The organism is Symplocastrum torsivum (assembly GCF_059505465.1).
The window spans coordinates 53261-77153 of record NZ_JCACKQ010000095.1; the positions used below are offsets into that span (position 1 = coordinate 53261).

20 protein-coding genes are annotated in these 23893 nt (G+C 45.9%); 11 read left to right on the forward strand and 9 right to left on the reverse strand.

Annotated elements, in window-relative coordinates:
- Positions 1 to 230 precede the first annotated feature (230 nt).
- From AC5JL3_RS23525 to AC5JL3_RS23535, 3 genes are all read left to right on the forward strand, one after another.
- A complete protein-coding gene (locus AC5JL3_RS23525; protein WP_496076788.1) occupies positions 231 to 4220 on the forward strand; it encodes a magnesium chelatase subunit H in 3990 nt (1329 codons plus the stop codon).
- Positions 4221 to 4313: 93 nt separating this feature from the next.
- Entirely contained in the window at positions 4314 to 4889 is a 576-nt protein-coding gene (locus AC5JL3_RS23530; protein WP_496076789.1) for a Uma2 family endonuclease, read from the forward strand.
- On the forward strand, positions 4873 to 5058 hold the full coding sequence (locus AC5JL3_RS23535; protein ID WP_496076970.1) for a hypothetical protein: 186 nt from the start codon (positions 4873 to 4875) through the stop codon (positions 5056 to 5058). The genes AC5JL3_RS23530 and AC5JL3_RS23535 overlap by 17 nt, the downstream gene beginning before the upstream one ends.
- A 91-nt stretch (positions 5059 to 5149) precedes the next feature.
- Here the strand turns inward: AC5JL3_RS23535 and AC5JL3_RS23540 are convergent, their stop codons facing one another.
- From AC5JL3_RS23540 to AC5JL3_RS23550, 3 genes are read right to left on the reverse strand one after another with little or no spacing between them, the layout of a single operon-like run.
- Positions 5150 to 5845 carry an MAE_28990/MAE_18760 family HEPN-like nuclease gene (locus AC5JL3_RS23540; RefSeq protein WP_496076790.1) on the reverse strand — a complete coding sequence of 232 codons (696 nt, stop codon included), beginning with the start codon at positions 5843 to 5845 and terminating at the stop codon, positions 5150 to 5152.
- Complete coding sequence (locus AC5JL3_RS23545) at positions 5842 to 6117, reverse strand: hypothetical protein (RefSeq protein WP_496076791.1); 276 nt, start codon at positions 6115 to 6117, stop codon at positions 5842 to 5844. Before AC5JL3_RS23545 ends, AC5JL3_RS23540 begins: the two co-directional genes overlap by 4 nt.
- Before the next feature lie 9 nt (positions 6118 to 6126).
- Positions 6127 to 6477: a hypothetical protein gene (locus tag AC5JL3_RS23550; protein WP_496076792.1), complete on the reverse strand. Its 351-nt coding sequence runs from the start codon at positions 6475 to 6477 to the stop codon at positions 6127 to 6129.
- A gap of 109 nt (positions 6478 to 6586) precedes the next feature.
- On the opposite strand from AC5JL3_RS23550, the gene AC5JL3_RS23555 reads away from it, so the two are divergent.
- The 3 genes from AC5JL3_RS23555 to AC5JL3_RS23565 all read left to right on the forward strand — a co-directional run bounded on the left by AC5JL3_RS23555 (position 6587) and on the right by AC5JL3_RS23565 (position 8351).
- Positions 6587 to 6724 (forward strand): hypothetical protein, encoded by a 138-nt coding sequence (locus tag AC5JL3_RS23555; RefSeq protein ID WP_496076793.1) that lies wholly within the window; start codon positions 6587 to 6589, stop codon positions 6722 to 6724.
- 54 nt (positions 6725 to 6778) lie between these two features.
- Positions 6779 to 7429: a Uma2 family endonuclease gene (locus AC5JL3_RS23560; protein WP_496076794.1), complete on the forward strand. Its 651-nt coding sequence runs from the start codon at positions 6779 to 6781 to the stop codon at positions 7427 to 7429.
- A 127-nt stretch (positions 7430 to 7556) separates the two neighbouring features.
- A complete protein-coding gene (locus AC5JL3_RS23565) occupies positions 7557 to 8351 on the forward strand; it encodes a Uma2 family endonuclease (RefSeq protein ID WP_496076967.1) in 795 nt (264 codons plus the stop codon).
- A gap of 9 nt (positions 8352 to 8360) precedes the next feature.
- On the opposite strand, the gene AC5JL3_RS23570 is transcribed toward AC5JL3_RS23565, so the two are convergent.
- From AC5JL3_RS23570 to AC5JL3_RS23585, 4 genes are all read right to left on the reverse strand, one after another.
- Entirely contained in the window at positions 8361 to 9707 is a 1347-nt protein-coding gene (locus AC5JL3_RS23570) for a protein kinase domain-containing protein (protein ID WP_496076795.1), read from the reverse strand.
- Positions 9708 to 9759: 52 nt separating this feature from the next.
- A complete protein-coding gene (locus AC5JL3_RS23575) occupies positions 9760 to 11169 on the reverse strand; it encodes a serine/threonine protein kinase (RefSeq protein WP_496076796.1) in 1410 nt (469 codons plus the stop codon).
- 104 nt (positions 11170 to 11273) lie between these two features.
- Positions 11274 to 11441, reverse strand: a complete 168-nt coding sequence (locus tag AC5JL3_RS23580) for a hypothetical protein (RefSeq protein WP_496076797.1) — start codon at positions 11439 to 11441, stop codon at positions 11274 to 11276.
- A 32-nt stretch (positions 11442 to 11473) separates the two neighbouring features.
- Positions 11474 to 12544 (reverse strand): glycosyltransferase family 4 protein, encoded by a 1071-nt coding sequence (locus AC5JL3_RS23585; RefSeq protein WP_496076798.1) that lies wholly within the window; start codon positions 12542 to 12544, stop codon positions 11474 to 11476.
- Positions 12545 to 12840: 296 nt separating this feature from the next.
- Between AC5JL3_RS23585 and AC5JL3_RS23590 the strand changes: the two genes are divergently transcribed.
- The gene (locus tag AC5JL3_RS23590; RefSeq protein WP_496076799.1) at positions 12841 to 13365 is read left to right on the forward strand and encodes an Hsp20/alpha crystallin family protein; all 525 of its coding nucleotides are present in this window, start codon (positions 12841 to 12843) and stop codon (positions 13363 to 13365) included.
- 237 nt (positions 13366 to 13602) lie between these two features.
- Positions 13603 to 14271, forward strand: coding sequence for a hypothetical protein (locus tag AC5JL3_RS23595; RefSeq protein ID WP_496076800.1), 669 nt, complete (start codon positions 13603 to 13605; stop codon positions 14269 to 14271).
- A gap of 94 nt (positions 14272 to 14365) precedes the next feature.
- On the opposite strand, the gene AC5JL3_RS23600 is transcribed toward AC5JL3_RS23595, so the two are convergent.
- Positions 14366 to 15571: a phosphoglycerate kinase gene (locus tag AC5JL3_RS23600; RefSeq protein ID WP_496076801.1), complete on the reverse strand. Its 1206-nt coding sequence runs from the start codon at positions 15569 to 15571 to the stop codon at positions 14366 to 14368.
- A 184-nt stretch (positions 15572 to 15755) separates the two neighbouring features.
- On the opposite strand from AC5JL3_RS23600, the gene AC5JL3_RS23605 reads away from it, so the two are divergent.
- From AC5JL3_RS23605 to AC5JL3_RS23615, 3 genes are all read left to right on the forward strand, one after another.
- Entirely contained in the window at positions 15756 to 16169 is a 414-nt protein-coding gene (locus AC5JL3_RS23605; RefSeq protein WP_496076802.1) for a universal stress protein, read from the forward strand.
- Positions 16170 to 16296: 127 nt separating this feature from the next.
- A complete protein-coding gene (gene ylqF, locus AC5JL3_RS23610) occupies positions 16297 to 17163 on the forward strand; it encodes a ribosome biogenesis GTPase YlqF (protein ID WP_496076803.1) in 867 nt (288 codons plus the stop codon).
- 1117 nt (positions 17164 to 18280) lie between these two features.
- A complete protein-coding gene (locus tag AC5JL3_RS23615) occupies positions 18281 to 20266 on the forward strand; it encodes a PAS domain-containing protein (protein WP_496076804.1) in 1986 nt (661 codons plus the stop codon).
- Positions 20267 to 20383: 117 nt separating this feature from the next.
- Here AC5JL3_RS23615 and AC5JL3_RS23620 read toward each other — a convergent pair whose 3' ends face one another.
- Positions 20384 to 23797 (reverse strand): methyl-accepting chemotaxis protein, encoded by a 3414-nt coding sequence (locus AC5JL3_RS23620; protein ID WP_496076805.1) that lies wholly within the window; start codon positions 23795 to 23797, stop codon positions 20384 to 20386.
- Positions 23798 to 23893 lie beyond the last annotated feature (96 nt).

Genomic DNA, 23893 nt, shown 5'->3' on the forward strand with positions numbered 1-23893 from the left:
GTGATTGCTTCAATACTTGTAAAGTAATGTAAAGATAATTCTCAAAAATCCTATCGAATTGTGTCAGATACAGGCTCAAACCTCCATCTGGTAAGCATTTTTTGGTAAAAACACTTATGTTGCCAAATACAAACTGAGTTCTTGAAGAGTGAGTCCTTACTCAAAGAGTGGCTTACTCCTGTGACCTCAGATGATGAGAAGAGAACGCGCATCATAAGGAGCCTTACCGCATGTTCACTCACGTCAAGTCCACCATTCGACACATTACCCCGGATGCTTTGAATGGGCGTCATTTGCTTAAGGTGGTCTATGTCGTGCTGGAGCCACAGTATCAGAGTGCCCTATCAGCCGCTGTTGACTCAATTAACAAAAACCAGCCAGATTTAGCGATTGAAATCAGCGGCTACCTAATTGAGGAACTCCGCGACCAGGGAAACTACGAGGACTTTAAGCGAGATATTGCCCAAGCTAATATCTTTATTGCTTCACTAATTTTTATTGAAGACCTAGCTGACAAGGTTGTGGCAGCAGTCGAACCGCACCGAGATCGCCTTGACGCCGCCGTCGTCTTCCCCTCTATGCCTCAAGTGATGCGCCTAAATAAGCTAGGTAGCTTCTCAATGGCGCAACTGGGTCAATCCAAGAGTGCGATCGCGCAATTCATGCGGAAGCGAAAGGAGAAATCCGGTTCCTCCTTCCAAGACGGGATGCTGAAGCTCTTGCAAACCTTGCCCAAAGTCCTAAAGTACCTACCAATGGACAAAGCGCAGGATGCTCGCAACTTCATGCTCAGCTTCCAGTATTGGCTCGGTGGTTCCTCAGATAACCTGGAGAACTTCCTGCTGATGCTCGCCGATAAGTATGCCATGAAGGGGCGTCAACTGAGCTTCAAAGACCCAGTTGTTTACCCAGATATGGGCATTTGGCACCCCCTAGCACCAGCCATGTTTGAGGATGTCAAGGAGTACCTGAACTGGTACAACAGCCGTAAAGATATCCCGGCTGACTTAAAAGACCCCTTGGCACCTTGCGTCGGTTTAGTACTGCAACGCACTCACCTTGTCACAGGTGATGATGCCCATTATGTGGCAATGGTGCAGGAACTCGAAGCAATGGGCGCTCGTGTTATCCCTGTGTTTGCTGGAGGTTTGGATTTCTCGAAGCCAGTGGATGCCTATTTTTATGACAATCCCCAGCTTGCGAAAGAGGGGAAAGGGGGAGTAACCCTGGTGGATACTGTGGTTTCCCTGACTGGCTTTGCGCTTGTCGGTGGCCCAGCACGGCAAGACCATCCCAAGGCAATTGAATCATTAAAGCGGTTGAATCGACCCTACATGGTGGCACTACCATTGGTGTTCCAAACCACTCAGGAGTGGGAAGATAGCGACTTGGGTCTGCACCCGATTCAAGTGGCGTTGCAGATTGCGATTCCGGAGTTGGATGGGGCGATTGAGCCAATTATCCTGTCGGGTAGAGATGGGACAACCGGAAAAGCGATCGCACTCCAAGATCGGATAGAAGCGATCGCGCAACGTGCCATGAAGTGGGCAAATCTGCGCCGCAAGCCGAAACTTCAGAAGAAAGTCGCAATTACTGTCTTCAGCTTCCCACCGGATAAGGGCAATGTAGGAACAGCCGCCTATTTAGACGTGTTTGGTTCCATCTATAAACTGCTGGAAGCCCTAAACAACAACGGCTACGATGTTCAAGGCTTGCCAGAATCAGCAGAAAAGCTGATGCTAGAAGTTATCCACGATGCCCAAGCCCAGTACACCAGCCCTGAACTGAATATTGCTTACAAGATGTCAGTGCCGGAGTATGAGGAATTAACACCCTACTCTACGCGGTTGGAAGAAAATTGGGGTCCACCACCGGGAAATCTCAACAGTGATGGGCAAAATCTGCTCGTCTACGGCAAGCAATTCGGCAATGTCTTCATCGGCGTTCAACCGACGTTTGGTTACGAAGGCGACCCGATGCGGCTGTTGTTCTCCCGTTCCGCAAGCCCTCACCACGGATTTGCCGCTTATTACACTTATCTAGAACAAATCTGGAAAGCCGATGCAGTACTGCACTTCGGCACCCACGGTTCGCTGGAGTTTATGCCCGGTAAGCAGATGGGTATGTCTGGGGAGTGTTACCCAGATAACTTGATTGGCTCAACTCCTAACCTCTACTACTACGCCGCGAATAATCCCAGTGAGGCGACAATTGCTAAGCGCCGCAGTTATGCAGCGACGATTTCCTACCTCACTCCACCTGCAGAAAATGCAGGCTTATATAAGGGGTTGAAGGAACTAAGTGAGTTAATTGCTTCTTACCAAACCCTGAAAGATACTGGGCGTGGCACTCCAATCGTTAACACGATTATGGACAAGTGCCGCTTGGTGAATCTGGATAAGGATATCGCCTTGCCGGAGAACGATGCCAGTGCAATGACCCCTGAGGAACGGGATACTTTGGTCGGCTTGGTGTACAAGAAGCTGATGGAGATTGAGTCTCGGTTGTTGCCTTGTGGGCTGCATGTGATTGGCAAGCCGCCAACTGCGGAAGAAGCGATCGCCACTTTGGTCAATATCGCTAGTCTCGACCGTCCTGAAGACGAAATCCTATCTCTACCCCGGATTATTGCCAACAGTATTGGGCGGGACATTGACGAGATTTACCAAAGTAATGACAAAGGCTTCTTAGAAGATGTCCAGTTGTTGCAAGACATCACTCTAGCAACTCGTGACGCTGTTGCCGCCCTCGTGCAAGCGCAAGCCGATGCCGATGGTCGCGTCTCCAAAGTCTCCAAGCTCAACTTCCTCAATATGGGTAAAAAAGAGCCTTGGATTGAAGCCATGCACAAACTAGGTTACACCAAGGTAGACCCCCAAGCACTCAAACCCCTGTTTGAGTACTTGGAATTCTGCCTCCAGCAAATCGTTGCAGATAACGAACTAGGGGCAATGCTGAAAGCCCTCGAAGGTGAATACGTCATTCCTGGCCCCGGCGGCGACCCCATCCGCAACCCCGATGTTCTACCTACTGGTAAGAACATCCACGCCCTCGACCCTCAATCCATCCCCACAACCGCTGCTGTTAAATCAGCCAAAATCGTCGTAGATCGGCTTCTTGCTCGTCAACGGGCTGAAAATGACGGTGCTTGGCCTGAAACCATTGCCTGCGTCCTCTGGGGTACTGATAACATCAAGACCTATGGCGAATCTCTGGCACAAATTATGTGGATGGTGGGTGTCAAGCCTGTACCGGATGCCCTGGGTCGAGTCAACAAGCTGGAACTGCTTTCCTTGGAGGAGTTAGGTCGTCCTCGGATTGATGTCGTTATCAACTGTTCCGGCGTCTTCCGCGACTTGTTCATCAACCAGATGAACTTGCTTGACCAAGCTGTGAAGATGGCAGCAGAGGCAGACGAACCTTTGGAGATGAACTTTGTCCGCAAACACGCCATGCAACAGGCGGCTGATATGGGCATCAACTTGCGGCAAGCTGCCACTCGCGTCTTCTCCAATGCCTCCGGTTCCTACTCCTCGAATATCAACCTGGCAGTAGAAAACAGCACTTGGGAAAGCGAAGCTGAGTTGCAGGATATGTACCTGGCACGGAAGTCGTTTGCCTTCACCTCAGATAACCCAGGCACGATGGAACAAAATCGGCAGATTTTTGAGACAGCCCTCAAAACCGCCGATGCCACGTTCCAAAATCTTGACTCTGCCGAGATTAGCCTCACTGATGTCAGCCACTACTTTGACTCTGACCCCACCAAGGTTGTCGCGAGTCTGCGCGGTGATGGTAAGACGCCAGCATCCTATATTGCCGATACCACAACGGCAAATGCCCAAATCCGCAGTCTTTCTGAAACCGTGCGTTTGGATGCGCGGACTAAGCTACTCAATCCTAAGTGGTACGAGGGAATGCTGAGTCACGGCTATGAGGGAGTACGGGAACTCTCGAAGCGGTTGGTGAATACGATGGGTTGGTCTGCAACGGCTGGTGCTGTCGATAACTGGATTTACGAAGATACGAATACTACGTTTATCCAGGATGAAGAGATGCGGAAGCGGTTGATGAACCTAAATCCTCATTCTTTCCGCAAGGTTGTATCAACGTTGCTGGAAGTGAATGGTCGCGGTTATTGGGAGACGAGTGAGAGTAATTTGCAGATGTTGCGCGATTTGTATCAGGAGGTTGAAGACCGGATTGAAGGAATAGAATAGTCGTAGCCTATCCAAGATTCAGATTCCCGACTTCTTGGAGAAGTCGGGAATCTCACCTTCACGAATCATTGAAAATCTAAAATAAAAATCGCTATGACTGCTCTAACCGTCAACTTTAACTCCGTTATTAAACTGACAGACGAGCAATTTTATCAACTATGTCAGGACAATGAAACTCTCAGATTTGAACGGAATTCAAAGGGAGAATTAATTATCATGCCACCTACCGGGGGAGAAACCAGCAACCGCAATGCTGGATTAACTGCTCAAATCTGGGTTTGGAATGAGCAAACTCAACTGGGTAAAGTTTTTGATTCCTCTGGCGGTTTCAAGCTACCTAATGGTGCAGATCGTTCTCCTGATGCCTCTTGGGTAAAATTGGAACGCTGGAATGCTTTAACTCCCGAACAAAAAACGAAATTTGCTCCCCTTTGCCCTGATTTTGTGGTTGAGTTACTTTCTCCAAGCGATAGCTTGAAAGACACTCAGGAGAAAATGAAGGAATACCGAGATAATGGCGCTCGTTTGGGTTGGTTAATTAATCGGAAATCTAGGCAAGTGGAAATTTATCGGCAAGGGCAGGATGTTGAAGTAGTAGAAAATCCAGTGACTTTATCGGGTGAAGATGTTTTGCCTGGTTTTGCACTATATCTTGCATCAATCTGGTAACAGCGATACGCAAGCGGTTGATAACTCTCAACGTTATTCTTCCCGCAAGGTTGTATCAGCCTTACTGGAAGTGAATGGTCGCGGGTATTGGGAGACGAGTGAGAGTAATTTGCAGCTACTGCGTGATTTGTATCAGGAGGTTGAAGACCGGATTGAAGGGATTGAGTAAGCTCATCACCTAGCATAAAACTTATAGAGAGGCGTTCTTTTGAACGTCTCTTTTTTAGAGTTAGAGTGTTATAGTCGTGAAATTAAAAAAACTAAGAAGTTTTTTTTGAAGAATCTAAATATTCTTTGTCGGCTAAATAAGTTTCTACATTTTGTAATATTTCTCTCAAGTAACAAACTACTTTTTTCTTTATTACTAACAGCTCATCTGCACTTACATCTTTCCCAGCATCTTTAAAAGATGTCAAACCATGGGCTAAATTTTTTTTATTAGTTTTAATAGTAAATAAATCACTACCATCTCCAGTTTTACGGAAATTAGTTTTGCATGAAAATCCATAAATCTTAGCTGTATTTTTAATCTTTTTGGCATCGAGATTACCAGAAAATAGCTTTCCTTTATCGAGACTAGCAGATATTATATCAACAGCAATTTCTTTTGTATTAGTTAATAAATTATCGGGGGAATGGTTATCTTTGATGTTTTTTATTATCACTAACTTGAGTTCTTTTCTGATATCATCAAAAGAAACATTTTCCTTGCTCAGCTCATCAAAAATTGTTTCAATAGCAATTCGCATTGTAGATTCTATTAAGTTATACAATAGCAAGAAGCCAGCAGCCTTTAAAGTTTTTTCTAAATCAGAGTCGATTTTTCTAATCTTATTTTTAGCATTAATCCCAATACTTAATTGAGTGGTTTCTTGCTCTAAGTTTTTTATAAAAATTAAGTATTTGCTAACTTCCTTAGCACGCTCATTGAAGTCTTGAAATAATATAGGTTTCATGGCTGGTTTAAAAGTTTATCTCGCACATACTCAATACGACGAACAACCTTATTATTAGAACTACTTGCGTCAGCTCCAGTATATTCTTTAAACTTTTCTGAATCTAAGAATTTCATCGATTTTGGTACAAGTTCTTTATTTTCTCTCAAAGCAAGTGCTATCCCATCAGCAACAGATTCAAATTTGATACGAGTTGTTGGCTTATATTCATTTTTGGTTCTTACAAAAATATGAAAAACATTTGGGCAATTTGTTTCTACAAAATCAAGCATTGAATAAAATTATTTCTTCATTGCTTGTAACGTTTCTTCGGCTTCTTCGTTAAGAGTTTTTAAATACTTATCAAGAAATTCATGAACCTTTTTACCAGAAAAACTTTGATAATTATTTAAGAATGCAAAAAAGCGCAAAACATATTCTTGAGGCTCTCGTCTTCGGATAGCTGCATCAGAAAAGGAACATAACTTACGAAACCGTACGTCTTGTGATAATTCCTCTATGAGATTTAAAAATGCTCCAGGGTTAATGCCTCTTCGTTTTTCCATATCATTGAGTTCGACACTACCTGTATTAATTCGTTCAAATAAATCCCTACGTGCTTCTTCATCAGCTTCTTCAGTTAATTGAATCATCCGAATGGGAGTTCGTTTAAAACGTCTCTGACGAGAACGGCCGAGGAGTTAGGGCGTCCGATTCCCGAACCTAAAGGTCGCTTGATGTTTGCCTAGTTGATGAAGACTGATGTGCGATCGCGTTTGCAGTATTGTGGATGCGATCGCGTCTATCTTTAGTCCAACGTGCGATCGCCTTTGTTTCGGTGGATGCGATCGCGTCTCTCCTTCCCAAAGTGCGATCGCCCAACACTCAAAACTTGAATAGAAGTTTGAGTAATTGGCTTAAATTTGTAGTCAGATGAATGCTTAAATTCAAATCATGGCTCAGACCCTAACCCCAGCCACACCACCAACAGCAGGTTCCCACCTTGTCCTGACCGACATTAGTTGGGAAATGTATGAGAAACTTCTAGAGGTCTTTGCAGAGCATCCAAGTCTTCGCATGACTTACTACAAGGGAACTCTAGAACTGATGACACCCTTACCAGAACATGAAAGGTATAGTTGGACTCTTGGTCGGCTGGTAGCAGCACTCTCTGAAGAACTTGGGATGGAAATTGTAGGGTTGAAATCGACAACTTGGCGATCGCAATCCAAAACGGCGGGCATTGAAGCCGATGAATGTTTTTATATCCAAAACGAAGCTTTAGTTCGCGGCAAGTTAAAAATTGACCTTACAGTTGACCCACCACCCGACTTAGCAATTGAGATCGATGCAACTCACTCATCAATCGATAAGATGGCAGTCTACGCTGAACTAAAGGTGCCAGAGGTTTGGCGTTGGCAAAAGGGCAAACTTACAGTCAACATTCTGAGCGATACGGGTTATGTCGAATGCGGAACTAGTCTGGCTTTTGGCTCGTTTCCAGTAAAAGAGTTAGCACGATTTATGCAACCAGACGCTCAAAAAGGTGAAAATGCTCGACTGCGAGAGTTTAGGGAAGGGGTGCGGCAGCAGTTACGAAGCTAATAGGAAGAGGAAGTGCTGGTGTATGCGATCGCGTCCATCTTCTACAACGTGCGCTCGCCTTCATCCGATAATTCAGCCAATATTAATCACAGTACGATGAAGCTAGAGTCGCTGTATGAATACTTCTATGACTTCTGCTGTCAACCCACCAAGCCTAACTACAGCCCTACCTGACCATACGCAACTACCAGAGTCAGATGGTACTGTTGTGAAAAATTTTCAGGAGCATCCCCAAAGCATCCTCTTAACTGACTCAATCGAACCAATTTTGGAACAGCGCCATCCCGATGGGCAATATTGTATTAGCCAAGATTGTGGAATTTATTGGCGTTTAACTGACCCGCCAGAGCGAGGTGCAGAAGCACCAGATTGGTTTTATGTACCCAATGTACCGCCAACTTTCAATGGTCAAATCCGCCGTTCTTATGTGTTGTGGCAAGAGTTAATTCCACCCTTCATTGTTATAGAGTTTGCTTCAGGAGACGGGTCAGAGGAACGCAATAGTACTCCTCTGTCCCGCGCCGAGCAACAAGGAACTCAGAAACCTGGAAAATATTGGATTTACGAACAAGTGATTCGCCCAGCTTATTACGGGATTTACGAAGTTAATCGCGCCAGCGTTGAGGTGTATTGCTTAGTTGCAGGTCAGTATCAGTTAGTAACAGCAAATGAGAGGGGTCACTATCCTATTTCACCCTTGGGAGTTGAGTTGGGAATTTGGCAAGGTCGATATCAGAATCCCGAGCTTCCTTGGTTGCGCTGGTGGGATGAGCAGGGGAATTTATTGTTAACAGGTCATGAACAAGCAGAACTCGAACGTCAAAGAGCAGAGCAAGCTGAATCACAGTTAGAACAGGAACGTCAAAGAGCAGAGCGATTGGCTGCACAGTTGCGAGCAGCAGGTATTGAACCAGATGCGTAAGCTACCTCATCACTCACGCGACTCAGCCGTACCTACACCACAAGCAATTTCACCATTTTGGTAGGTTGGATTGGATATTGATAGATCTCCATCTGATTCTGCTTCTTCACACAAAATCGTCATCGTGATGATTTCCTTGGGATTGGCTTTCACATCAAAGTCAGTGGCAGGAATGGAAAATACGCCACCCACATAACTCTTGAGCTTGTCCTGCCGGGATATCCCATAATTGAATACGGCGCGATCGCTCATCTGAATCGAGTAGTCATAGGTATCACTCTGAGTCGGAACACTAACTCCCAAATTCACTACAGAATCAGTAAAACTCTCGTGTTCCAATTGGTAGGCTTGCTGAGCGCGGTTCATTGCCGTAACATTGACTTTTGCTTCCGGTTGCGGAGGGTGATGAGGGGCAAAAAGAAATCTGGGCAAAAGCGTGGCGAAAAGCCCAACACCTAGCACTTGGAGAACCGTTAAGCTTGCCAGACGGCCATAGTCAGCTGCACCACCCAGAGGATGATGGGCGGGTTCCTGTTTGGGAAAACAAACAGCTTGTAGCGCTACAAGCGCTTGACGCGCTGATTCAAATCGTCGTTCTGCGGCAGGTTCAGTTAGTTTTTCCAACCAGTTAATGAAATTAGCATCCAGAGTCACTTTGTCGGCAAACTGAATCCGCATCTGACGTTGAGGTAAGTTAGCGGGTGCAATGCCAGTTAATAAATGAATGAGTGTCGCACCCAAGGAATACAAGTCAGATGCGGGTACTGCCCTTCCCCACAACTGTTCAGGCGGTGCATAGCCACTGGTTCCCACTACTGTAAAAGTAGCGCCCTCAGCCGTAGCTCTATCTTGAACTGCCCCAAAATCTACAAGATAAACTTGTTCATCTTCTCCCAAAATCAAGTTGCTGGGCTTGATGTCACGGTGAAATACAGGTGGACTCAGTTCATGCAAACCAATCAAGATTTTCAGAACCTGTCGGGCAATCCTTTGCGCTTGGACTTGGGTAAAGCGTTTTCCCTTGTCCAACAGTTGTTGCAGAGAGTTCCCTGGAATATACTCCTGCACCAAGCCGAACCACGGCAAATCACCACCTGTATGCTGATCTATTGAGAAGTAATCGTGATACTTGGGAATTTGAGGATCGTTGAGATGTTTGAGAACTTGCGCTTCGCGCTCAAATAACTTGATCTCGTCCCAGTGCATCTGCGGGTTGAAAGCTAGCAACTTGACAACCACATTTTGTGCGGGTGATGTTTGGATGTCTTGCGCCAACCAAGTTTGACGAGAGGGATTTTGCCCTAGCTTGTGTTGCAGTCGATAACGCCCTTGAAGTACCTGTTCTGCTTGTAGCATCGTTATTGATTGTTGGTTATTGGATCTGGGTTGTTGGTTGTTGGTTGTTTTTTTAATTTGTAGAGCTTAGCCAATCTTTAATTTCTTGAGTTAACCAACAGCGCTCTGATTCAGTTAATTCTTTACCAAAGAAATACTTTCTACCTTTGACTTGGATCGCTATCTTTTCAAAGGGAATCTCTTGTACATTCTTGATATCTGCAATGTTAGCCACTTGTCGAAGATAGCTTAAGCTAAGCATTCGGCACTCTATCACAAAAGTATCTGGGCAAAATTCAATATGTTGCTGCCCAAATAAAGTCCCCAATGCTTCACTGATTTCATTTTGGACTCTTGCGAGTTCTTTGTTAGTTGCAGCCACTATGGAACTCATTACAACAATGAGGATGAATGTAAGAATTGCTACTCCAAAACCGTAGGTCAGACTGTAAAACAACAGTGGAACCAAGACCAGAATTATGAGGATGCTAATCACCATAAAGGGGAGGAAGCCTGCTGTTAGGATAATTTTGGCAACAAAAGCAATAAATTTCGTCAGCGATCGCTTGGGTTTGGGAATGGTGATTGACAACCGTTCAGGAGATTTCTTCAGTCGAATCCGGCTGCCTATGGGCTGAGAAAGGGTAGAACGGGAAGTCGTTTTGGGATAACGATCGGTACGCAAGGCTGTAAGTGCTTCCGTTGCCTGGGTAAAGCGTTGTTCCAAGTCCGGTTCAGTCAGGGCTTCAACCCAGCGAACCAGACGCGGATTAACCGAAATGCGATCGCGAAATTGAATCCGCAAATCCTTAGAAGGCAAATCAGCCGGTGCTGTTCCTGTTAATAAATGAATTAGTGTTGCTCCCAAGGCATAAAGATCAGAGGCAGGTACAGTTTTTCCCCAAAATTGTTCTAATGGTGCATAACCTGTTGTTCCCACTACCGTAAAGGTAATACCTTCCGTAGCTCCCGTATCTTGCACTGCCCCAAAATCCACCAAATATACCTGCTCATCATTACCCAAAATTAAATTACTCGGTTTAATATCCCGATGCAGGACAGGTGGATTTAAGCCATGCAGATAAATCAGAATCTCTAAAACATCAGTCGCAATTTTTTGCACCTCGGTTTCTGTGAACCGTTTGCCCTGATTCAACAACTGCCGCACACAAGTCCCTGGAATGTACTGCTGTACCAATCCAAACCAGAACAAGCCAGCACCTGCCTCTTTATCCAAGGAAAAATAATCACGGTAGCGAGGAATCCGAGGATGGTTCAGTTGTTTCAGGACTTGCGCTTCCCGTTCAAACAACTTGAATTCATCCCACTGCATCTGAGGGTTAAACGCCAACAGTTTGACAATTACCAATTCAGGTGGCGATACCTCAAGGTTGTAAGCTAGCCAGGTTTGCCGTCCTGGATTCTGTCCTAGCTGTTGCTTGAGTTGATAACGCCCTTGTAAGACTTGTTGTGCTTGCAGCATTGAAATAGCAGTTTTGTAGCGTCAGGCTCTTTCTAATGTAGCTGCAACTTTTATAGGTACTAGGTGTTATGTGCCAGATGTCCAGAGAAACTGGTTTTGACTATTCATGGTGTGCCTTTATCTTCTGGGGCATAAGTAGAAGTTCCTGCCAATGGTAAAGGCGATCGCTTTTTCACTAGAAGCCTCACTTGACGTACAATGCGATGGATTGCTTCAATTCGGGTGTTGCGATCGCCTTTTTTATGTCCACCTACAACACTTACGATGGACATAAAAAGGTGAAGTTATCTTACTCCAACTAACATTACACTCGGCTTAATCTCCGAACGTGACCATTTTCCGCAAAACGCTCTGCGACAATTTGCCGATAAACCGCTTCATAACCATCAGTCATCCGTCGAACACTGAAGTTGTTTTCTACATGTTCCCGGCAAGCATAACGGTTCAACTCACCCACTTTATCAATTGAAGCGATGCAATCCTCAACGCTATTCGCCAAAAAGCCTGTCTTGCCGTGGGCAATCACTTCTGATGTTGAACCGAGTTCAATCGCAATCACTGGCGTACCCGATGCCATTGACTCAATCATCACCAATCCAAAGGGTTCTCGCCAAGTAATAGGAAATAGGGTTGCAACTGCCCCACCCATCAACTCATTCTTCTTGTCGTGGTCGGCTTCTCCCAAATACTCGATTTGTTTACCATCAATATGAGGCTTGATTTCTTGCTCGAAGTATTCCACATCAACCACATCCACCTTACCCGCCATTTTCAAGCACCAGCCCGAACGCTTGGCGATTTCGATTGCCAAATGGGTTCCTTTTTCAGGAGAAATTCGTCCGAGAAATGCTAGGTATGGTTGCTCTTGTGGCTTTTCATAAAACTTATAAGTGTTTAGGTCAATCCCGTTATAAACCGTTGCGACACAGTTGAGATTTAACCTTGGCTCTCGTTGCGCGTCGGAAATACTGACATAGGGTTGACGACGGGCATGAGTAAACATTTTCTCATTATCGGGAGTAAAAATCCCATGAAGCGTATGAACCGTGGGAGTTTTTACCAAATTAGCGTAGGGCAAAGCTGAACAGCCCATGTGGGAGTGAATGATGTCAAACTCCGAAGCTTGTTCATAAACCCGACTCAGTTGCAGCATCTCATAGATGCCGCATTCCTTAACTGTGGGATCTAGACGCAAAGCTTGCGGGTGAACTGATTCTAATTTCGCCAGAGTAATTGAATCGCCAGAGGCAAACAACGTAACTTCGTGTCCACGCTTAACAAGCTCATCTGTAAGCAAACCAACAACCAGTTCAATCCCTCCATAAGCTGGGGGTGGAACTCGCTCCCATAAGGGGGCAATTTGAGCAATTCGCATGACAAACTCCTATTTCAGATAGAGAAAACTTCTATCAAAAGGTATTAAACACTGCCGCTGATAGATTAAGAATCATCACTAAGGATGAAATTTAGTGAAGAATCTATAATTTCGTAAACTTTTTAGCAATACGGAAAACCGATATGCATTCTGTTCGGGAAACTCCACAATAGGAGGAGTTGTCATAGACCAATCTCCTTCGCTAAATTAGCTTTCAGAAATAGAGAGAACAAAAGACCTCTCTAACCAAAGTGAAACAGATTACATCTCAAGATTGTTGTAGAGGTAAGAAACCTATGATGATCATGCGTTGGCAACCTTTTCATGAAGTAGAAACCCTTCGCAGTAAAATTGACCAGGTATTCGATGAGCTTAAAAGCGTCACTAACAATCGCTCTGAAACCTGGAGTCCAGCAATTGAGTTACAAGACTCCCCAGAAAACCTGATTTTGCGTGTTCAACTTCCTGGTATCAATCGCAAAGATCTTGATATTCAGGTGACACGCGAGGCTGTGTTAATCGCTGGTGAGCGTCCTTATGAAAAAGGTCAGGAAGACAGAGGTTACTTCCGTTCTGAGTTCTACTATGGCAAGTTCCATCGAGTTGTAGAACTACCTTTACCAGTACGACATGACCAGGTAAAGGCAGAGTTTAGTAATGGTGTCTTGACGTTAATCTTGCCGAAGTTGGAGAAAGAACGCGATCGCGTAGTCAAAATCAATCTCGCTGAACTTGCATCTGCAACGCAAACAACGAGTCTCGAAGCAGCTAGTGACTCAGTAGCTGAAACTAGCAGACACACTGAGTTAGTTACAGCCTAACCCTGTTTTTTCGAGACTTATTTGTTTGTCTTAGCCATCCGATGAACCAGCTAGAGGCGTACAATTGTACGTCTCTACACCGGAACAAATAATATATTGTGCTTAGCAAGTGGCACCTAAAAACTAACAGCTTCCCAAGATAGCCGTTGTAGATTCCAAAAAATTAGTTGGGAACATTCCGAAAAATCTTGAGTCTACTTCCCCCAAACGTGCCTATACTTTGGGGGTGTAATTTTAATGTTGATTTCCCGTCGCTGGCAGTCCAGAACTGCCGTGCTTGTTGCATTGGGAATAACTGCAACCGCTGCTTTCCCAATCCTAAGTGCTACTACAGCTACAGCAATGTCCAATCCCTACGTTGTTGGACAACTCTTTCCACGCTCTAGAGAAGTTCGAGTTTCAGCAGGGACAGTGATTCCGGTTCGCTTTGAGGAGGCTGAAAAAATTGTTGTTACGCCGGATGAAACAGCACCAATAACTCTGACAGTTGCAGAAGACATTCGCTCTGCGGCGGGAACACTGTTGATTCCGGCGGGAAGCCAAATTGCAGGAAATTTGCAACCTGTGGGTGGCGGGACTCAGTTTGTTGCTGAGGAACTAACGTTTAGAAATACTGAGCGCCAACGACCCATTGATGCTACCTCTGAAATCATTACTGAGACTGAAACAATTGAAAAAGGAAGCGATTCAAGTAGTATCCTCAAAGGGGCTGCGATCGGTGCAGCCGCAGCAGCGGTACTTTCTGAAGTGTTAGGCGATATTGATTTTTTACAAGTCTTGGCGGGTGGTGGACTTGGTGCGGTTGCAGGATTGCTTCTTGGAGGTAGAAATGAAGCAGAAGTGGTTGTTATAAATCCAGATGCCGATTTGGACTTAACTTTGCAGTCTGATTTTGTTTTGAACTAGCTGCATTCATTCAACTCACGGCTAAGTGTTTTTTATTAAAAAGAGGGGCATCGAACCCCTCTTTTGTCAATATTTAATTTAGAGGCAGATCAGCTTAAGCATCGTCTAGTGCAGTGATGCCAGGGAGTTCCTTGCCTTCAAGCAACTCTAGACTTGCACCGCCGCCAGTTGAGATGTGACTCATTTGCTCAGCTACACCAACTTTTTCCACTGCTGCTACTGAGTCGCCACCACCAATAATTGTGGTTGCGCCTTGCTTGGTGAGTTCAGCCATCGAGTGTGCGATCGCTTCTGTTCCCACGGCAAACTTATCAAACTCAAACACACCCATCGGGCCATTCCAAATCACTGTCTTGCAATCCGACAGTGCATCCTGGAACACCTTCACTGAGTCAGGCCCAATATCCAAACCCATCCAGCCATCAGGAATCGCTTCAATACTGACTGTGCGCGAATCAGCGTCAGCCGCAAAATTATCTGCAACAACAACATCAGTTGGCAATAATAAGTCAACGCCTCGCTCTTTCGCCTTGGCTTCCAAAGACTTAGCGAGTTCCAGCTTATCTTCTTCAACCAGTGATTTCCCCACACTCAAGCCACGGGCTTTGTAGAAGGTAAAAATCATCCCACCGCCAATCAGCAGCTTATCGACCTTATCCAGCAATGTTTCAATCACGCCAATCTTACTGGAAACCTTAGACCCTCCAATAATTGCCGCTAAGGGCTTTTGAGGATTCTCGATCGCACTTTGGAGGTATTGGAGTTCTTTCTCAATCAAGTAACCCGCTACCGAAGGCTTCAGATAATGGGTAACGCCTTCTGTCGAAGCATGAGCGCGGTGGGCTGTCCCAAAGGCATCATTGACATAGACATCTGCTAATGCTGCCAATTGTTTGGTAAATTCTGGGTCATTCTTTTCCTCTCCAGCGTGGAAGCGGAGATTTTCGAGCAAAGCTACCTGACCATTTTCCAAGGCATTAACTTGGGCAGTAACCGCATCCCCAACACAGTCGTCACACATCGTAACAGTCTGACCGAGCAGTTCCGAAAGACGATTCGCGATCGGTGTCAGGCGCAAGCTTTCCTTCACTTGGGCTTTAGGACGCCCCAAGTGGCTGCACAAAACAACCTTGGCATTCTTTTTAATTAAATCTTGAATAGTGGGTAAAGCGGCACGGATACGGGTATCATCGGTGATTGAGCCATTGTCATCCAGCGGCACATTCAAGTCCGCTCGCACCAGTACCCGTTTCCCAGCCAAATCTGACTCATTTAAATCTGCTACAGTTTTTTTGGACACAGTAGTAATCTCCTAAATTGCTCTACCTGATGCAATGTGCTCTTATCAAGATTCCAGACTTGTTTACTTGATAATTGCCCTGTAGATTCACTCGTTGTACACCAACTGAATCTCCAAAGCGAAGAATCTTCGTTCTCAAGCCCGTCCACATTTTACCGGAGTCCGCGTCTCGGAGATGCGTGTGATGTTTAAGACTGTTTTATTTCCCGTTGACCAAAGCCGAGAAGCCCGCGAAGCAGCTGAAGTTGTTGCCAATGTTGTCCAACAATATGGCAGTCGCTTGTTCCTGCTGTCGGTGCTAGAAGAAGTTAATCCTGAAGAAGAACCTCCCAGTTCGGAGGCGATGATCTCACCAGAGGCAGTGGCGGAACTGCTGAAAAATGCTCAAGCCCTGTTTGCCCAGCAAGGCATTACCGCTGAATCAATGTCTCGTGAAGGTATGCCTGCTTTTACAATTTGTGATGTTGCTGATGAAATCGGCGCTGATCTGATTGTCATGGGCTGTCGAGGGCTGGGATTAACAGAAGAAGGGGCATCAGAAAGTGTCACCAATCGGGTGATTAATTTGTCTCCTTGCCCAGTTCTGGTGGTTCCGTAAGGGGTTAGTTGTCAGTTGTTAGTTGTTAATCACTCAGTCCCAATGACACTGGACTGAGGATAAAAAAACTTTGTGCCCTAAAAGCAACCATAATGGTTGTGAGCCTAGGACAATTGACAACTGACAAATGACTACTCCCTCAATCCAGTGGTATCCCGGTCACATTGCCAAAGCTGAGCGGGATTTAAAAGAACAGCTCAAGCGAGTGGATGTTGTGCTGGAGGTGCGGGATGCTCGGATTCCTCTCTCAACGCATCATCCTCAAACTTCCCAGTGGGTAGGCAGTAAAGCCAGGGTGTTGGTGCTTAACCGGGTGGATATGATTACGCCCGCTGCCCGACAGCTATGGGTATCGTGGTTTCGGGATCAGGGAGAGACACCTTATTTTACTAATGCCCAACAGGGTAAAGGGATTCGTGAAGTAACCCAGGCAGCACAGGCAGCAGGATTGGCATTGAATCAGCGTCGGAGCGATCGCGGAATGCAACCTCGGCCTGTTCGTGCTGTAGCTATGGGATTCCCCAATGTTGGTAAGTCCGCCCTAATTAATCGCCTTTTAGGGCGTCGGGTAGTAGAGAGTGCTCGTCGTGCTGGTGTGACACGACAATTACGCTGGGTACGCATCTCTGACGAAATTGAGCTACTTGATGCGCCTGGGGTTATCCCAGCGAAGTTAAATAATCAACAAAAGGCGCTTAAACTCGCGATCTGTGACGACATCGGTGAGGCTTCTTACGACAATCAACGGGTAGCGGTTGCTTTAGTTGAATTACTCAAAGATTTAGAGGATACTGCTGAGTACGGTTTATTACCACCGTCTCCCCTAAAGACGCGCTACGAGCTTGACCCCGCATCCTTCACGGCTGAGGACTACCTGCACGCTTTAGCAGATTATCGCCATCAAGGGGACGTAGAGCGTACAGCACGGCAACTGTTGAATGAATTTCGTAAGGGGGTGTTGGGGGCAATTTGTCTGGAACTGCCGCCAACTTGACTCAGACAAAACTGTACAATGTAGAGTTTTATTAAGTGGGGTGGGGGGTGAAACCCCTCATCAGGTTAAACTTAAGTCTAGTAGATGCACCCTGATTAAGCGCCCTTGCGGGCGTTTTTTTTTGATTCTCAGCCAATCAGCGTAAACGATTTAAGACATCTTGCTGAAGCAGAAGCATTGAGCGAAGGCAGAAAATATGAGATGAGCACCGAAAACAAATATCAGGGCTTACACACAAACTCTACACGTAGTGTTTACAAGGGCGTTCAAACTCTACGGGTAGTTAGTTGGTAACTGAAAAGTGTAAGCCCTGTTTCTCTCAACACTTGAACAATCATTAGGTTCATTGTATAAAAAGTATCCAGAAAGGCTTGCCTCCTGTAGAATTTTATTAGGGGTCAATAGGTATTGGTGAAATAGAGCTTTGAACGCTATCGTGTCCTCCGAGCTGTAAAGCACCTTAAGCCTTGCCTATAAAGCACACGGGTCAACACACTCTCCTCAAGAAAGCTAGGTTAAGGAAGAAGCGATCGCTTCTGACCAACCAGATTGTAAGCAGTACAAGGCATATTACGGATTTTCCGATAACAAAATGTCCCAGTAGAGGCAGAGTGGAGAGTCACAGCAAGGGCTTATCCCGTAAAGCTTGTAGCAAACCTATTCCTCCTCACTTTTACTAGTATAAGGAGTTGAGTCGTGGTAATGCCTATGGATATATAAGTAAAACGATACCCGTGAAATCACGGATGATCCAGGCAGTTATATTTGCAACACTGGTAATAATACGGTCAGCCTTAGAGGTAATCAAGTACAGATTTAATACTCTGAACGTTTGACTTAAGACCAATTACGACTGACTCACGACAAAGTTCCCAATTAGAGAGCAAAGTTAGTTCCGTTGACAAAAGGGTGTAGCCGAGAGTTGGAACATACTTATGGGTGGAGTATGAAGAATCAAGCTCAACCATTCACCCTTGCTCATCTCTCTCGAACAAGAACTTTGGGTATTTTCCGGAGTGGATTCATGAATGCTGCACTGATTACTGATTGGTGATTAGCATTAGACTACAGGGGCAAATCTCTTTGTCAGATAACTTTATAAACATCTTCTCTAACAATGGTCAGCAAAATAGCGACTTTTAGACTTCCAGAAAACCTGATTCAGGAGATTCGGTTTCGGGCTGAGGCGACAGGTCGTGATCGCACAGCAATAGTTGTTGAGGCATTGAAGCAAGCCTTTGGACTTCCCCTCAATGATTCACGTCTGGCTACGGTTGAAGAGCTTCAACAACACCTGAACAAGTTAGAAAAGAATGTCACGACACTGAATGAACAGCTAACAGAACTTTCTCAAAAACCAGATGTAGAAAGTCGAGTTAGTGAGATTAGCCCTGTAATGGAACACTCACTGCTTCTTTCCAACTCTTCTATGGTTGGGGGCACTCTCTCTAGCGAAATAAATGGTATTCCAAAAGGGTGGGCGGGAAAGAATGGAGCAACAACAGAAGAAGTAGAGTCAAATAGCGACAAAAGCAAGCCGGACGAAACAGAACTGCAAGAACTGGCAGCAAGGATTTCGCAGCAAGCCAGGATATTTGACCAAGTACTCTCCGCCTCTCCTGACCCGATCTGCGTCATTGACCGGGTGGGGAGATTTACTTATGCGAATCTCGCGATCGCACAATTATTTGGCTTGCAGCAGCGTCACATCTTGGGTAAAACCTGGGGACAGCTAGACTTGCCTCCAGAAGTCATGGAGATTGAGCCAATAGATTCCCAACGGGAAGTCGTATTTGCAACCAAGCGACCCCTAACCAAGGAAATCAGCTACCCAACTCTCGACGGAATTCGAGATTACGAGTGCATTCTTAGCCCAATCCTTGGTATCAGCGGTTGCGTTGAAGCCGTAATTTGCACAGCGCGTGATATCACTGAGCGCAACCACGTAGAAGAATCCCTGCGGGAATCAGAAGCCAACTACCGTCACTTATTTGAGTACGCTAACGACTCAATCTTTATCATCGACTTATCAACCAGCCGTATTCTGGATGCTAACCAAAATGCTGCTAGACGACTAGGTTATACCCGCAAAGAACTCCTCAAGCTGAAAACCAGGGATATTGATGTCCCAGTTCCTGAAGTCCGTCAAAAGACAATTAATCAGCAAATGCAGGCAATGGGCAGTATCATCTTTGATCACGCCCTGCGACGTAAGGATGGTACAGAGATACAGGTTGAAATCAGCAGCCGAATCATTGAGTATCGCGACCAACTGGTTTCTTTGAGCTTTGTTCGTGATATCACCGCACGTAAACAGGCAGAAGAGCGGATGCGTCTATTAGAGTCAGCGGTTGAAAATACCCAAGACGGCATTCTAATTACTGAAGCTGGACAACTCGATGAGCCAAGTCCGAAGCTGCTGTATGTCAACCAAGCCTTTACCCGTATTACTGGCTATGACCTGACGGAAGTTCTCGGTCGAACTCCACGCCTACTACAAGGCCCCAAAACAGACCGCTCTCAGTTAGACAAAATTCGGACAGCACTGTCCCAGCAGAGACCTGTTCAGGTTGAGTTGCTGAATTACCGTAAAGATAGCTCGGAATTTTGGGTTGAACTCAATATTGTGCCGATCGCCAACAAAAACGGTCAACTGACTCATTGGGTTGCACTCCAACGCGATATTACAGAGCGCAAACAAGCCGAGGCAGCTTTAGTCGCGTCCAACCAGCAAATTAGTAAGATTCTTGAAAGTATCTCTGATGGATTTTTTACGATCGACCATCAGTGGCAGTTCACAGAATGCAATCATAAAGCAGAGCAGATCTTACAGCGATCGCGAAATGAACTCCTCGGTCAGATGTTGTGGGATGTGTTTCCTGAAATGGTAGGCTCAACCTTTGATCATGAGTATCACAAGGCAGTTGCTCAACAAATTACCGTGAGCTTTGAAGAATTTTATGCGCCTTTGGAGAAATGGTTTGAAGTCCATGCTTGTCCCTCTAATGAAGGGCTTTCCGTTGTCTTCAAAGACATTACAAAACGGAAACAGCGTGAAGTAAGTCAACGTGGAACAAGCACCCATCATCACTCGCGATCATAACGCTGTCCGCGTTAAGGCAAATGAGTAAGCTACTTTACATCTAAGCCTGATAGCGTTTTTCAAATCAATACAGTACAAATTTCTTGTAGGGGCGCACGGCTGTGCGCCCCTGCTGTTTTAGTCCTCACCAACTTTGAACGTACCCACAGAGGCTTGTAATTGAGCCGCAATCCCGACCGTCTCTTGCAGAGAGCCAGAAACTTGTCGGGTAGAATTGCTCGTGCGTTCAGAGACGAGCGCAATCTCCTTCATCAACTCCGTTACAGCTTGCGAGGTTTGAGCCTGAGACACTGTTGCACTCGAAATTGACTGCACCAAAGCGTCGATTTGGCGGGACACATCCAAAATCTGGCTTAGACTCTGCTTGGCATCCTCCACTAGATGGGTTCCTTCCACGACCTGTGTTGTACCGAGTTCCATCGCCTCGACCACTTCAGCGGTTTCTTGTTGGATATTTTCCACAATCTGTTCAATTTCTTTGGTCGCTGCTGACGAACGTGCGGCTAGTTGTCCAACTTCTTCCGCAACCACCGCAAAACCCTGACCTTGTTCACCAGCACGCGCCGCCTCAATCCCGGCGTTAATCGCCAACAAATTTGTTTGCAGCGCGATTTGCTCAATCAGTGAAGCGACTTTAGAAATTTTCTGGGACGATTCACCCAACCGCTTAACCTTTTTCGCGGTTTCGGCAACTGTTTCTCGCAAGGTGAAGATATTTTGTACGGAGCGATCCATCGCGACTCCACCGGCTTCAGCGGTAGAAGAGGCTACCCTGGCAACGACAGCAGCCTGTCGGGCGTTCTCAGCTACGTCTTGAATCGAGCGAGTCATTTGCTCAACCGATTCGAGAGTACGAGTTGTATCCTCCGCTTGTTTGAGCGCTTCAGCGGAAAGTTGACGAATTGCCCCTTCGTTTTCTCCGAGTGAAGCGTTTACCTGGATTGCGGCTTTTTTCACGTTCTTGACGATTACACGCAAGCTTTCAATAACGGCGTTAAAGAAGTCGGCTACTGTGCCAATTTCCCCAGTCGTCACATCCGCACGAACGGTGAGGTCGCCTTGAGCTGCCTCTTCCACATCACTCAGGAGTCCTAAAAGCTGGGACTGGAGTATTTCTTTTTGTTGACGTTGCTCAGCCGCCAGATTTTCTGCTTTTTGCCGTCCTTGCTCAATCTGTTCTAGGAAATCCTTACGATCCAACGCTAGACCAACTTGAGTGGCTACCTGCTTGAAGAAGGTGATTTCTGCCTCTTGCCAAGCGCGTGGCGCTGAACACTGATGGGTTACCAGTAAGCCGTGTAATTTGTTGTAGGCAAGAATTGGAGCAACTAAATTTGCCTTCACTTTGAAGGGTTCTAGTTGACCGAGGTAACACTTTGTCAAACCAGCTTCGTAGATGTTTTCAGTTGCCTTGACTCGACCCTCCAAGTACTTATCAATATATTGCTCAGCAAAACAGGGGTCATGGATAGTTGCACCCAGGGATTTGGGCCATGCCGCGCCCACAGCTTCGGCAACGATGCTTCCTTGCCAGTTCTCGTCAAAGAGATAGACAACAGCTCGGTCAGTTTTTATGGTTTCTCGAACGCCAGTAATCGCCGCTTCGTAAATGTCTTCGACGTTGAGTGATTCCCGGATACCCGTGATGATTTCATTCAGTTGCTGGGCGCGTGCCGTTTCAGCTTCTTTTTGGGCTAAGAAATTTACACGATCTAAGGACAGTCCAACTCGAATCGCTAACTCCTTGAGGAAATTGGTTTCAGACTGTTGCCAAACATGTGGAGCGCGACAGTGATGTGCAATTAATAAACCATAGAGTTCACCATCCTTGAGGATTGGTGTCACTAAATTTGCCTTCACTTCCAGTCGTTCCATCAAGCCCAAGTGTTCAGGGTGAAACCCTGCCTCAAAGACATTATTGGTTGGAACGACTCGTCCTTTTCTGTAAGCTTCTAGGAGATGTTCACTAATACATGGGTCTTCAATTTTGTCTCCCAACGCTTGAGGCAAGCCAGGAACGACGGCTTCGGCGGAGATATATCCACGCCAGTTGGAGTCAAAGCGATAGATGACGACTCGATCAGCTTCCAGGATGCGTAGAGCGCCTAGAACTGCCTTGTCAAAGATCTCATCTAGGTCTTGCAGTGTACGAGCGGGGGAGCTTGCAATGTCACCGAATAATCCTGCTTGCTCGGTTTCTGCTGCTTGTGTCCACAATAAAGTTTCCAATCGGCTTGCCATCAGGTTGATATTAGCCCCCAAGGCAGCGAGTTCGTCTTCTCCTTGCACGGCAACACGAGTGAAAAGTTCACCTTGTCCTAGTCTCTCCACAGCATCGGTGACAGCGAGAACTGGATTCGTTGCCCGTTTAGCGAGATAAGCGGCGATCGCACTAACTAACAATGCGGCTAAGCCAGTTCCCAAGGTCAGAACTAGGAGTAATTGTCTCTGTGGTGCGAAGGCTGTTTCTGTATGTGTGGCAATAGCCGCTTCCCATGGAAGATCGGGCAAGCCTTCTAGTTCGCCAAACGGTGCATAGGCAAACAGAATTTCCCTGTCGTCAGCTACATCACGAATGACTGAAGTATTTGGCTTGTTGAGGGCTTGCAGTTTGGCGAGTTCCGGAAAAACTACCTGAGAATCTTTATTCTCCTTATTCTTTTCGTTCACTACGAATATTGTTCCGGTAGTCGAGTCAATCAAATAATATTCGTCTCCGTCAGTACCGAAGTTTTTGAGCAACTCGTCAAGGGTTGTAACTGGCATCCGAGAACGGACAACAGCGATTGTCTTGCCAGTAGATTGATCTTTAACAGGTGCAGCAATGTGAATGACAAGCTTTCCAGAAGATTGGGATAGTTGTGGCTTGCTAATAACAGGTTGCCCGGTTTTGATGACGGTCTGAAAATAGTCTCGATCGCTGTGGTTTTGTAGGCGATCCCCTTGCGATTGGGCAATCACGTTGCCTTTGAGGTCGAACGCAGCAATGCTGTCGTAGATTTTGTAAGCTTCTACAAAGCGGTTTAGGGCTACCTCCTTTTCAGCCACAGGAGTAGTTTCACTAAGATTTGGGTTGCTCAGCACGGGGAGAGCTGCTAGTACCTGAATATCTCCATAACGCTCACGCATGAAGCGCTTGACTTTATCTTCTACACTAACGGCGCTAGCAATTTTGGTTTCGGAAATTTGCTTGCTGAACGCTTGGTTGGCATATTGGTAAGCGGTTATTCCAGTCAGCAATACTGGAATAGTACCGAGTGCGATCGCCAAAGCCGTAGCTTTTTGGGTTAAACCCAACCTTGACCACCCTGGAAGGCGCTTTTTCTGAGAGTTCTGGCGTGTGACCGATGTACTCATCTGCTGAAAGTCAACTGGATTGATGGCTGACTGAGGTACAAAAGGCTCCAGAGAACGTTGCTGATTCCTGTAATTATTTAAACCATTGGGGTTCAGATCTACAAGAGAATTCTTCTCTTGTCCATTTAATTCCTGGTTGTAAAATTTTGACTCTGGCTCAAACTTAGTTGTCATGAAACAATCTCCTGAACGTGATAATAAATTGGCAAAATCTTGAAAATTTCAGAACAAAAGCTTAATTGCTCTGTACGGCAATATAGTTATGCAAAA

Bases quoted from the DNA above. Each gene is read 5' to 3' on its own strand.
- AC5JL3_RS23605 (WP_496076802.1), top strand. From the start codon at position 15,756: ATGTTTAAGACTGTTTTATTTCCCGTTGACCAAAGCCGAGAAGCCCGC.
- AC5JL3_RS23585 (WP_496076798.1), bottom strand. From the start codon at position 12,544: ATGCGAATTGCTCAAATTGCCCCCTTATGGGAGCGAGTTCCACCCCCA.
- AC5JL3_RS23525 (WP_496076788.1), top strand. From the start codon at position 231: ATGTTCACTCACGTCAAGTCCACCATTCGACACATTACCCCGGATGCT.
- AC5JL3_RS23620 (WP_496076805.1), bottom strand. From the start codon at position 23,797: ATGACAACTAAGTTTGAGCCAGAGTCAAAATTTTACAACCAGGAATTA.
- AC5JL3_RS23570 (WP_496076795.1), bottom strand. From the start codon at position 9,707: ATGCTACAAGCAGAACAGGTACTTCAAGGGCGTTATCGACTGCAACAC.
- AC5JL3_RS23575 (WP_496076796.1), bottom strand. From the start codon at position 11,169: ATGCTGCAAGCACAACAAGTCTTACAAGGGCGTTATCAACTCAAGCAA.
- ylqF (WP_496076803.1), top strand. From the start codon at position 16,297: ATGACTACTCCCTCAATCCAGTGGTATCCCGGTCACATTGCCAAAGCT.
- AC5JL3_RS23590 (WP_496076799.1), top strand. From the start codon at position 12,841: ATGATGATCATGCGTTGGCAACCTTTTCATGAAGTAGAAACCCTTCGC.
- AC5JL3_RS23540 (WP_496076790.1), bottom strand. From the start codon at position 5,845: ATGAAACCTATATTATTTCAAGACTTCAATGAGCGTGCTAAGGAAGTT.
- AC5JL3_RS23560 (WP_496076794.1), top strand. From the start codon at position 6,779: ATGGCTCAGACCCTAACCCCAGCCACACCACCAACAGCAGGTTCCCAC.
- AC5JL3_RS23555 (WP_496076793.1), top strand. From the start codon at position 6,587: ATGTGCGATCGCGTTTGCAGTATTGTGGATGCGATCGCGTCTATCTTT.
- AC5JL3_RS23615 (WP_496076804.1), top strand. From the start codon at position 18,281: ATGGTCAGCAAAATAGCGACTTTTAGACTTCCAGAAAACCTGATTCAG.
- AC5JL3_RS23545 (WP_496076791.1), bottom strand. From the start codon at position 6,117: ATGCTTGATTTTGTAGAAACAAATTGCCCAAATGTTTTTCATATTTTT.
- AC5JL3_RS23580 (WP_496076797.1), bottom strand. From the start codon at position 11,441: ATGTCCATCGTAAGTGTTGTAGGTGGACATAAAAAAGGCGATCGCAAC.
- AC5JL3_RS23595 (WP_496076800.1), top strand. From the start codon at position 13,603: ATGTTGATTTCCCGTCGCTGGCAGTCCAGAACTGCCGTGCTTGTTGCA.
- AC5JL3_RS23550 (WP_496076792.1), bottom strand. From the start codon at position 6,477: ATGATTCAATTAACTGAAGAAGCTGATGAAGAAGCACGTAGGGATTTA.
- AC5JL3_RS23530 (WP_496076789.1), top strand. From the start codon at position 4,314: ATGACTGCTCTAACCGTCAACTTTAACTCCGTTATTAAACTGACAGAC.
- AC5JL3_RS23565 (WP_496076967.1), top strand. From the start codon at position 7,557: ATGACTTCTGCTGTCAACCCACCAAGCCTAACTACAGCCCTACCTGAC.